This is a genomic window from Klebsiella sp. HMSC16A12 (assembly GCF_001808265.1).
Classification (GTDB): Bacteria; Pseudomonadota; Gammaproteobacteria; order Enterobacterales; family Enterobacteriaceae; genus Klebsiella; species Klebsiella pneumoniae.
Window position 1 is genome coordinate 126,431 of sequence record NZ_KV792547.1, and the last position, 10,679, is coordinate 137,109.

General features: G+C 55.7%; 11 protein-coding genes and 1 tRNA gene. 4 read left to right on the forward strand and 8 right to left on the reverse strand.

The features are described from left to right. Positions 1 to 16 precede the first annotated feature (16 nt). Positions 17 to 208: a protein DsrB gene (dsrB, locus tag HMPREF3140_RS05905; RefSeq protein WP_002911586.1), complete on the reverse strand. Its 192-nt coding sequence runs from the start codon at positions 206 to 208 to the stop codon at positions 17 to 19. Between the two features lie 133 nt (positions 209 to 341). Here dsrB and HMPREF3140_RS05910 point away from each other — a divergent pair, with 133 nt between their 5' ends. Beyond that, positions 342 to 563: a YodD family protein gene (locus HMPREF3140_RS05910; protein ID WP_002911589.1), complete on the forward strand. Its 222-nt coding sequence runs from the start codon at positions 342 to 344 to the stop codon at positions 561 to 563. Positions 564 to 862: 299 nt separating this feature from the next. Here HMPREF3140_RS05910 and dgcQ read toward each other — a convergent pair whose 3' ends face one another. Further along, positions 863 to 2,542, reverse strand: a complete 1,680-nt coding sequence (gene dgcQ / locus HMPREF3140_RS05915; protein WP_024622768.1) for a cellulose biosynthesis regulator diguanylate cyclase DgcQ — start codon at positions 2,540 to 2,542, stop codon at positions 863 to 865. Between the two features lie 115 nt (positions 2,543 to 2,657). After that, positions 2,658 to 3,569: a DUF808 domain-containing protein gene (locus HMPREF3140_RS05920; RefSeq protein ID WP_002911591.1), complete on the reverse strand. Its 912-nt coding sequence runs from the start codon at positions 3,567 to 3,569 to the stop codon at positions 2,658 to 2,660. 183 nt (positions 3,570 to 3,752) lie between these two features. Between HMPREF3140_RS05920 and yedA the strand changes: the two genes are divergently transcribed. Beyond that, positions 3,753 to 4,664 carry a drug/metabolite exporter YedA gene (gene yedA, locus HMPREF3140_RS05925; RefSeq protein WP_032411896.1) on the forward strand — a complete coding sequence of 304 codons (912 nt, stop codon included), beginning with the start codon at positions 3,753 to 3,755 and terminating at the stop codon, positions 4,662 to 4,664. Here the strand turns inward: yedA and HMPREF3140_RS05930 are convergent. The 4 genes from HMPREF3140_RS05930 to drpB all read right to left on the reverse strand — a co-directional run bounded on the left by HMPREF3140_RS05930 (position 4,639) and on the right by drpB (position 7,622). Beyond that, a complete protein-coding gene (locus HMPREF3140_RS05930) occupies positions 4,639 to 5,133 on the reverse strand; it encodes a very short patch repair endonuclease (protein ID WP_015874955.1) in 495 nt (164 codons plus the stop codon). The genes yedA and HMPREF3140_RS05930 overlap by 26 nt on opposite strands. Continuing rightward, on the reverse strand, positions 5,114 to 6,514 hold the full coding sequence (locus tag HMPREF3140_RS05935) for a DNA cytosine methyltransferase (RefSeq protein ID WP_004175390.1): 1,401 nt from the start codon (positions 6,512 to 6,514) through the stop codon (positions 5,114 to 5,116). The genes HMPREF3140_RS05930 and HMPREF3140_RS05935 overlap by 20 nt, the downstream gene beginning before the upstream one ends. A 76-nt stretch (positions 6,515 to 6,590) precedes the next feature. Then, positions 6,591 to 7,298: a phosphohydrolase gene (locus HMPREF3140_RS05940; protein WP_002911594.1), complete on the reverse strand. Its 708-nt coding sequence runs from the start codon at positions 7,296 to 7,298 to the stop codon at positions 6,591 to 6,593. A 42-nt stretch (positions 7,299 to 7,340) separates the two neighbouring features. Further along, entirely contained in the window at positions 7,341 to 7,622 is a 282-nt protein-coding gene (drpB, locus tag HMPREF3140_RS05945) for a cell division protein DrpB (protein ID WP_004151461.1), read from the reverse strand. A gap of 538 nt (positions 7,623 to 8,160) precedes the next feature. On the opposite strand from drpB, the gene ompC reads away from it, so the two are divergent. Beyond that, positions 8,161 to 9,306 carry a porin OmpC gene (ompC, locus tag HMPREF3140_RS05950; protein ID WP_002911596.1) on the forward strand — a complete coding sequence of 382 codons (1,146 nt, stop codon included), beginning with the start codon at positions 8,161 to 8,163 and terminating at the stop codon, positions 9,304 to 9,306. Positions 9,307 to 9,578: 272 nt separating this feature from the next. Here the strand turns inward: ompC and HMPREF3140_RS05955 are convergent. Then, positions 9,579 to 9,668: transfer RNA gene (locus HMPREF3140_RS05955), tRNA-Ser, on the reverse strand. A gap of 90 nt (positions 9,669 to 9,758) precedes the next feature. Between HMPREF3140_RS05955 and mtfA the strand changes: the two genes are divergently transcribed. Beyond that, entirely contained in the window at positions 9,759 to 10,559 is an 801-nt protein-coding gene (mtfA, locus tag HMPREF3140_RS05960; RefSeq protein WP_004227143.1) for a DgsA anti-repressor MtfA, read from the forward strand. The last annotated feature ends 120 nt before the right edge of the window (positions 10,560 to 10,679 follow it).

Genomic DNA, 10,679 nt, shown 5'->3' on the forward strand with positions numbered 1-10,679 from the left:
TCCCGCCAGTTCAGTTTTACGAGACCTCTTTTTCCACGAAAATCCCATCCGGGTGGCCTATTTCATTAAAAAACCAGATCCCCAGAGGATAGTCTTCCAGTGAAACCAGATACATCGTTCCTTCACTAAACGACTCAATCGCCAGCACTACCCCCGATCGACGTGGGCCACCGTCGGTCTTCACCGTGACACGATCGTTCACCTGCATAATCATCTCCTCTATATTTTCAGCCAGTGTAGAACAAAACCACGCAACTCGCAGCGTCGCGGCACGTGACTGGCGCTTTTTTAGACCGGCTATACTTAGAGAGGCTTGAGCAACGCTCAGCGAGGGGGTAATGATGAAGCACCAATTAACAGGCCAGACCGGGGACGACCTTGACGTCAACGTAGATGCCCTGCTGGCGGCGATAAATGAGATCAGCGAAAGCGAAGTCCATCGCACGCTGGACGACCCGCAGCGCGCCAGCATCGATGGCCGCGGGTCACATACCTGGCGTGAGCTGGCGGAGGCATTCGAACTCGATATTCACGATTTCAGCGCCAGTGAAGCCAACCGTTAGCGGCAGGCGAAAAAAATCCCGACTCGCAGGAGTCGGGATCAAACTTGCTAATGCAAGAAGCACTTGAAAATTCGTTACACCGGGAAATCCGATGCGTTGAAACATTATCCTCAATTATTTTGCATGACAAGAGATATTCATGACGCAAAATATTGAGAATGTTGGCGCCTGGTGACTGACCGGGCTGCAAGGCTGATGTGAGAAGGCTTAGCCGCAAACCGGTTTCATTCGATAGCGCGATCGCCTGCGATCACTTTAAGATAATTCTCATTTTGCCAATCGGCATCGAAACGTTTTACTCACGCTGCGCTGCGAAAACAGACCTGGTTACGCCCATTTTGCTTGGCCAGATAGAGTCGCCCATCGGCCACCGACTGCAGCGCTTCAAACTGATACTCCCCCCGCTCTTCGCTGGCGCTCACCCCTAACGAGGCGCTAACCCGCAGCGTCACGTTGTTATGCAAAAAGACTTCCCGTCCCTGGATACGCTGGCGCAATCGCTCCGCCACCGCCGCCGCTTCCTGCAGGGTGGTATTCGGCATCACGATACAAAACTCTTCTCCGCCCACTCTGCCCAGCAGATCGCCCTGCCGAACCGCGCTGGACAGCGTACTGGCCACCATCGACAGCACCCTGTCCCCCGCCTGATGACCATAGCGATCGTTGATGTGCTTAAAATGATCCAGATCGAGCTGGATCACCGCCAGCGGCCGTCCGCTGCGCTGGCAGTCGCTGGCTACCGCCATCGCCTGTTCAAACAGCGCCCCGCGATTGAGCAGGCGAGTCAAGGCATCGTGCCATGCCTGCCACTCCAGCGAGGTTTGCAGAACGCTCATGTTGCGGACCATGCGGCGGATCACCAGCCAGGAGAGCAACAGCATCAAGGTGAAGAGGACCCACATCAGGGTCAGGGCGATGGTGATGGTGCCAAAGTTCCCGCGGACGCCTTCCCGCAGAGTGTGGATCCGCAGCAGCACGCCGTCAAAATTGCGCAGTTTGGCCCAGCTGATATAGCGCGTCAGCAGACGCAGCCCTCCCTGGTTATCATGGACAAACGCGCGGCTCAGCAGCTCCTGCTCGCGCGGGGACAGCAGGGTCAGGACATTCCCCGGCGCGGAAGAAGCCAGCAGGTTCAAATGGCTATCATAAAGTTGGTACTCTCCCTCTTGTCCCCCCTGCATGGCGCTAACCAAAAACGCTTTGATTTCACTGACTGAGAAATCCATCGCCAGCACGCCGCGCCAGTAACCGGCAAAATCCAACGGTATCGAAGCGGTGACCACCTGCTCTTCCAGCTGCGGGTCATCGTCAGGAAAGGTTTGCCAGATAACGCCTCGCCCCGGATTATTTCGTTGGGTCTGGCGGGTAAACCACGGAGCGCCGAGGGCTTGGGAATAGTGCGTAATCACCTGCGACTCATCCCGCAGCGGCAGGGTCGAGGTAAAAAAGCCGCTACGAGAGATATACTGCATCCGCTCGGCGAAATCGCGATCGTGCTGCGTCAGATTTAGCAGATAACCCAGCTCGAGCGTCGCCATTAGTTCATCAGCCGCCAGCGGATCGTCCACCAGCAGGATAGGGTTGTGGCCAGCGACGCTGCCTGAGATGCCAAACACCGGCAGCGTACGCCGATTCGGTAGCGCCACCCGCCAGGCCTGCTGATGGCGCTGGCTCAGATAGCGTTGGCTGGCCTTACGCAATACATCGATATCAAGCGGCTGTTCGAGCGCCGCCTGCATCCCATGGCGAAAAAACATCATTCTGTCGATGTTGAACTGCAACAGTCCATCCATTTCATGAGCGACGTTAGACAGATTGTTACGCTGGTTGGCCACGTAGGCCTCTTCCAGGTCATTGATTTCACGCCAGATCAGCAGCGTGGAGAAAAACACCACTGCGATAAAACAAGCGTTAACCACATGCGCCGGGCGAGCCAGGTGGTAGCACTTTTTTAACTTCAACCGCAGTGGCTTATCCATCTTTCTCTCGCAATACGTTGCGCAAACCTCGCGGCGTCAGCGCCCCGGTCTCTGTCGATACCCGGGGCGTTTTCAGGGTAGAACACGCGGCGCCGTTACGCTGCGTTTCGCCATGCTACTTTCCAGCGCCACGCAGGCTGCTCACCGCCTTAACGCCCGCCAGCACCACCGCGCCGATGATAAAACCCAGCACCAGGTTGGCGACGACCGGCAGCGTGGAGGCCATCACCCCACCCAACCCCGCGCTCCAGTGCTCGATGGCATGATGCAGCGGCGCAATACCGTGAACGACTATCCCCCCGCCGACGAGGAACATGGCCAGCGTCCCGACGATGGACAACACCTTCATCAGGCGGGGAGCGACGGCCAGGAGCCCTTTACCCAGCCACTGCGCCAGCGCACTACGTTTTTCCGCCAGCCAGTAACCCATGTCGTCCAGCTTGACGATCACCCCCACCAGGCCATACACCCCGATAGTGACCAGAATCGCAATCCCCGAAAGAATAAGGATTTGGTTAAGCAGCGGAGCTTCCGCCACGATGCCGAGGGTAATGGCGACAATTTCCGCGGACAAAATAAAATCGGTGCGAATCGCGCCTTTTACTTTGTCACGCTCAAAGGCCAGCGGATCGCGCTCCGCCAGCGCGGCGAGACGCTGCTGCCGCCGTTCAGGATCCTCTTTGTGTTTCCGCGCTTCCAGACTGTGCAGTACCTTCTCCACCCCTTCGAAACAGAGAAACGCGCCGCCCAGCATCAACAATGGCGTAATCGCCCAGGGGATGAAGGCGCTGATCAACAAAGCCAGTGGCACGAGGATCACTTTGTTAACGAACGACCCTTTCGCCACTCCCCAGACCACGGGCAACTCGCGATTCGCCCGCACGCCGGTAACCTGTTGGGCATTGAGAGACAAATCGTCGCCCAGCACCCCCGCCGTTTTTTTCGCCGCTACCTTGCCCATCACGGAAATATCGTCCAGCAGCGTGGCGATATCATCAAGTAATGTTAAAAGACTACTTCCTGCCAAAATGATTTTCCTTCTCTTTTCATCAATGTCTCCCTCGAGTATGCGTTAAAAAACGGCCGGTGCCCAAGGTACAATTAGTCAATATAAATTTAACAACCTGACGCAAATTAACCACTCGCCAGCACGATAGTTTTCACGTTTACTATATGTCCCCTTTCTATCTCTGCACCGTCGTGAGGAAGTATGTCTACCCGTCAGCTTTTACCGCTCATCGGGGCGCTGTTTGCGCTGTATATCATCTGGGGCTCTACCTATTTCGCTATCGCCGTCGGGGTCGCCAGCTGGCCGCCGCTAATGATGGCCGGCATTCGTTTTCTCGCTGCCGGCGTGCTGTTGCTGGGGTGGCTACTGGCCACCGGCCATAAGCTACCGGCGCGTCGTCCGCTGCTTAACGCTGCGCTGATCGGCGTGTTGCTGCTTGCGGTTGGCAACGGCTTCGTGACGCTGGCTGAACATCAGCACGTCCCCTCCGGCATCGCGGCGGTGATTGTCGCCACCGTACCGCTGTTCACCTTATGCTTCAGCCGCTTTTTCGGCATCGCCACCCGTAAACTGGAGTGGCTGGGCATTGCCATTGGCCTTGCGGGTATCGTGATGCTCAACAGCGGAGGCAACCTGAACGGCAACCCCTGGGGCGCACTGCTGATCCTGATTGGTTCCCTAAGCTGGGCCTTCGGCTCGGTTTACGGTTCGCGAATCGTACTGCCGACCGGCATGATGGCGGGGGCAATCGAGATGCTCGCCGCCGGGATCGTCCTGCTGGTGGCCTCATGGCTGAGCGGTGAAACCTTAACCCGCGTCCCTTCCTGGTCCGGGATCGCTGCCCTGGCCTATCTGGCCATCTTTGGCTCGCTGATCGCCATTAACGCCTACATGTTTTTAATCCGCAATGTCACCCCGGCGGTCGCCACCAGCTACGCCTATGTTAATCCGGTGGTCGCGGTGCTCCTCGGTACTGGGTTCGGCGGCGAGAGCCTGTCGCTCATTGAGTGGCTGGCGCTGGCGGTGATTATTTTCGCCGTAGTGCTGGTGACGCTGGGGAAATATCTCTTCCCCGTCCGCAGCGAGGCTACTCCTTGTAAGGCGTCGAAGTAGTCGTCAGTTCGCGGATCCCCTGCGTATCGATCTGCGCGTCGTGTCCGGCGCCGCAGATCCACTCTTCCAGACGCTCGGTGAGCGCCGCATCACTCAGCCTAAGGCGCCCGCGCAGGGCGCATTCCCAGATGATTAATACCCGCCAGCCCTCTTCGGCCAGCTTTTGCCGGTCGCGGGCGTCGCGCGCCACGTTACCGGCGATTTTGTCCAGCCAGAATGCCGTGCGGGTGGCCGGCACCTTAAACAGATAACAGTCATGGTGATGCCAGAAACAGCCGTGAGTAAAGATAACGCAGCGGTAGTCGGGTAAGGCGAAATCGGGGCGTCCCGGCAGCGCGCGATCCTGGGCGACAAAGGTGAATCCCGCCCCGGTCAGCAGCGCCGCTATCCGCTTTTCAATCGCCGTATCGCGCGTGGCGATCGCCCGCATATTTTTACTGCGCGTCGCTTTATCGTGAACATCCGCCATCATTATCATCCGCTTCGCGGCGCGCCACCGCCTGAGCGATGCGCGGCGCCAGGAGTTTCGCCACCGCGGCGAAGACCGGAACCACCACCGAGTTGCCAAACTGACGATAGGCCTGCGTATCCGATACCGGGATGCGAAAACGCGCCCCCTGCGGGGATTCAAAGCCCATCAGCCGGGCGCATTCGCGCGGCGTTAACCGGCGAGGGCGCCGCTGTTGATTCAGCGGATCGTCAAAATGCTTCTCACCGAGCGGCCGGTCCCAGCCGCGATCGACGAGAATTTCGGCACCATCTTTATAGTAGCGGGCAGAAAGCGTCCGGGCCACGCTGTGGGGATTGGCGGGGTCAACCAGGCCATAACCAAAGCCATTGCCCCGCGCCTGATGCTTGCGGGCATAACGATAAAGATATTTCCACAGCACCGGCGTAAGAATAAATTTCGCATCGACCGTCGGCTCCAGTAGCTCGCCAAATGTTGGCCGCACCGCCGGGTACTGCGCCGCGATGTCGCGCAGCGTAAATCCAGCATGCAGCTGCAGATCGCGACGGAAACCCACCAGCACGATGCGCTCCCGGTGCTGAGGCAAGAAATGGCGCCCGTCAATCACCTTCGGGTCATCCGGCCCGGTATGCCCCGCGTCAGCTACTTCATATCCCAGCTCATCCAGCGTCTGCATGATGATACGGAAGGTGCGCCCCTGATCGTGGCTTTTGAGGTTTTTGACATTCTCCAGCACAAAAATCGCTGGCTGACGAGCCGCGATAATTCTCACCACGTCAAAAAACAGCGTTCCCTGGGTTTCGCAGGCAAAGCCATGCGCACGGCCCATCGCATTTTTCTTAGAGACGCCGGCAAGCGAGAAAGGCTGGCAGGGGAAGCCAGCCAGCAGCACATCATGCTGAGGGATAGATTCACGAATATGCCGCGCCGCCTCCTCGTCGCTAACGTCAGAACGTTGGCTGAGGGTAATATCACGGATATCTTCATTAAAACGGTGCTGCTGCGGATCACAGTACCAGTTGGCCTTATAGGTGCGTACCGCGTGCTTGTTCCACTCGCTGGTGAAAACGCACTGCCCGCCGATGGCTTCAAAACCACTGCGGATCCCGCCAATACCGGCAAACAGATCGATAAAACGGAACCCATAGTGCGGATGATGGGCCGGCGGCGAAGGCAGGAGCGTCGCCAGATGAGCAACTTCCTGCGGGCGCAAACGCTCCGCCACGCGGCCAAGCGCCACCACGCGCTTGAGGATCGCCGCGCTCCAGTGCTGTTCGCCGACGCTCACCAGTTCGGCAACCAGCGTTTTTACATCGTAGATCGTCATCAGCTGACGCAGCAGCGCCTCAGCGTCTTCCCCGGCCTGTTCAGCCAACGACAACGACCTGTGTTCCTTGCTTAACTTTTGCGGCATATCCTCAACCAACGCGGACGATTTTGGCAGAGAGTACCATAAATCACCGGTCGGTTGACGCCTGCGGTGCAAAGCGGCGCAAAACCGCTTCATCCAGCGCCAGCGGCTCCCCCTGCAGCTCCGCGCTGAGCTTAGCCATAAATTCGACGAGAAAACGGGCATTATGCTGCGCCATCGCTTTCCCCTTGTCAGTTTGCATGGTTTCCGGCAAGCGCAGAAGTTTGCACTGGAAATGGTCGAGGGCATATTTGCGGTCATCCAGCGCCCGCCGATCAGCAAAAGGATCTTCGGCATCAAACAAGATGGTATTCAGGGCGCCGGCGACAGCGAAGACCCTCGCCAGACCAATGGCTCCCAGCGACTCGAGTCGATCGGCATCCTGAACTATTTTCGCCTCCAGCGTGCGCGGTGGGATCGCCGCGCTGAAGCTGTGCGCCTCGATGGCATGGCTGACCGCCGGGTAACGATCCGCAGGAAAATCAGCAAAGGCCGACTGCAGAATGGCGAGGGTTTTCTCGGCGGCCATCATCGAGGATCGACTTCGCTCCGGATGATTTTTTGGCAAGCTGACGATGTCATGAAAATAGCAGGCCGTGAGGAGTACCAGCCGGTCGACTTCCTCCCCCGCGGCCAGCTGAGTGGCGGTCGCCCAGACGCGACGAAAATGGGACAGATCGTGTGCGGCGTCATCCTGCGCATGGTGCGTCAGTATCCAGCGCTCAAATCGTTGCTGCCAGTCAACCAGGTCCATAGGCTTTCCTTTATCTGAGGGTCAGCCTCGAGCATAGCAATTTTAGCGCTGATGATCCTGCTCGCCGCGGGATGGACGCGTATACCAGACGACCGCGCCGAGAATAGAGCCAATGCCGCCGAGGACCAGCATGCCCAACAGGGCGCCAAGCCATTTCCCGGCCGTTGTTCCAAAATCACCCTCCACGCTGGCGCCGGGAACGCTGTGAATTTTTCCCACTACCCACCAGTAACGCACAATGACCCAGACACAATATCCGCAAAAAGCATACAACGCCCAGAGCGCAAGTTTCCCTCCCGGGCTGCGTTTTGCCTGCTCTTCCATCTCATTCCTCTCCGTGACACAACAGACTATTGTCACTCAAAACGTGACACGCATCACATTATACCGCTAACCTGCGTCACAGGCAGCAGTTTCATCTTCGTCTTCTGCGCCTTCTCGCGACTTATGCTGCCAATGCGCACAAGCTGAAGAGATGTCCTTATTATCTCCCGTACGCTGAAAGCTATTCATTCCTTAATTATCGCAAGCTGGGTTGATAATTCCCTGGATATTTACATTCACACAAAATAAATTTCCATAATGAATAATGCGCCTGATTATTATTTGTGCAATTTATTTCATAAAATTCACAACGACCAACAAAATATACAATAACGTATTGCTATATAAGAAAATAATAAATTTTGCACAAACATCCAAATTTAATATAAAGAACCACTTAGAAATATTTTGAAATATTTAACATTATTTATTTACATATTTTATTTTAAATAAAGATGAACTTAGTCGTTAGTATCGGATCGTCATTCCGGAGGGATTGTCATAATTCATAGAAATTATTATTAAAAGGGAATATATAATGAAAAGAAAAGTACTGGCACTCATGGTTCCGGCATTATTAATGGCTAGCGCCGCTAATGCCGCCGAAATCTATAACAAAAACGGTAATAAACTGGACCTCTACGGGAAAGTTGACGGCCTGCATTACTTCTCTGACGACGCTTCAGAGGACGGCGACCAGACCTATGTTCGCTTTGGTCTGAAAGGCGAAACGCAGATTACTTCCGAGTTAACCGGCTACGGTCAGTGGGAATACAACATTCAGGCGAACACCAGCGAAAAAGAAGGCGCGAATTCCTGGACCCGTCTCGGCTTTGCCGGCCTGAAGTTTGCCGACTGCGGGTCGCTGGACTATGGCCGTAACTACGGCGTGGTCTACGACATTGAATCCTGGACCGATATGCTGCCGGAATTCGGCGGCGATACCTACACCCAGACCGACGTTTACATGACCGGTCGTACTAACGGCGTGGCCACCTACCGTAACAGCGATTTCTTCGGCCTCGTCGACGGCCTGCATTTCGCCCTGCAGTATCAGGGTAATAATGAAAACGCCGGTTCTGGCGAAGGCACTAATAACGGTGGGAAACGTAAGCTGGCGCGGGAAAATGGCGACGGTTTTGGTATCTCCAGCTACTACGATCTCGATATGGGCATCAGCTTCGGGGCAGCGTATTCGTCTTCTGACCGTACCCATAACCAGCTGGCGGCCGCGCGTAGCAGCCAGCGTTATGCCAACGGCGATAAAGCCGATGCCTGGACCGTCGGCGCGAAATATGACGCCAATAACATCTATCTGGCCGCCATGTATGCTGAGACCCGCAACATGACCTTCTATGGCAACGATAGTTTTGGCGGAATTGCCAACAAAACGCAGAACTTCGAAGTGGTCGCGCAGTATCAGTTCGACGACTTTAATTTACCGCTGCGTCCGTCGGTGGCCTATCTGCAGTCGAAGGGTAAAGATCTCTACGCCTATTCTCGCTACGGCGACAAGGATCTGGTCAAGTATGTCGACGTGGGCATGACCTACTACTTCAACAAAAATATGTCCACCTATGTGGATTATAAAATCAACCTGCTGGATGAAGACGACCGCTTCTACAAAAACAGCGGTATCGCGACCGATGATATCGTCGCCCTCGGCCTGGTCTATCAGTTCTGATCCCCGTCAAAGCCCGCGTTCAGCGGGCTTTTTTATGTTCCCGCTCCGTTGAGATCACTCTTTTCGACATTGCCGCTTTCCAGGCGTACCTTCCCTCTTTATGATGCGTTTAAGCTCGTTCGGGCTAAAAGCGGCGATAAGGTGCCAAAAGGATAAAGCGCGCTACCGCGACTCTACGCTGAAACCAGGACGATGATGATGGTGATACCCCAGCGCAGGCGTTATACCTGAAGCTAACGGTGTTATTGAAGGGAAGGTTAGAGCAAGAAAAGTGGCGGAGAGAGGGGGATTTGAACCCCCGGTAGAGTTGCCCCTACTCCGGTTTTCGAGACCGGTCCGTTCAGCCGCTCCGGCATCTCTCCGCTGTGATGGTTGCTATAATGCCAGGATCTTTGGCATTTTAATAGCTCCCGTTTCGGTAATTGTGTTCAAGTGACGACTTTGCGAGCAATATGATGTTTAAATGGCCCTGGAAAGCAGATGATGAGTCCGGCAACGCAGAGATGCCCTGGGAGCAAGCGCTTGCCATTCCGGTTTTAGCCCATCTTTCGTCCACTGAGCAGCACAAGCTCACGCAGATGGCTGCCCGTTTTTTACAGCAAAAGCGGCTGGTGGCATTGCAGGGGCTGGAGCTGACCCCGCTGCATCAGGCGCGCATTGCTATGCTCTTTTGTCTGCCGGTGCTAGAGCTGGGCATTGAGTGGCTGGATGGCTTCCATGAAGTGCTGATCTACCCTGCCCCTTTCATCGTCGATGATGAATGGGAGGATGATATTGGTCTGGTCCACAACCAGCGGGTGGTACAGTCGGGACAAAGCTGGCAACAGGGTCCTGTAGTGCTGAACTGGCTGGATATTCAAGACTCTTTTGATGCGTCAGGCTTTAACCTTGTGGTGCATGAAGTGGCGCATAAGCTTGATACGCGGAACGGCGACCGGGCCAGCGGCGTGCCGCTTATCCCGTTGCGTGAAGTTGCCGGCTGGGAGCACGATCTCCACGCCGCGATGAACAACATTCAGGATGAGATAGATCTGGTAGGCGAAAGCGCCGCCAGTATTGACGCCTATGCCGCCACCGATCCCGCAGAGTGCTTTGCTGTCCTCTCGGAATATTTTTTCAGTGCGCCTGAACTGTTCGCGCCTCGCTTCCCGGCCCTGTGGCAGCGTTTTTGCCACTTTTACCGCCAGGATCCGCTGGCGCGTAGACGTGAGAATGGCCTGCAGGACGAAGGCGATCGGCGCATTGTTCACTAAAACAACGTGTTGAGCTAAATTTAGCCATTTGAATCAGCAGGTTAATTTTAGTGTTGACACAAAAATGCGAGGCCAGTAGTATGCGCCTCGTTCACACGATTCCTCTGTAGTTCAGTCGGT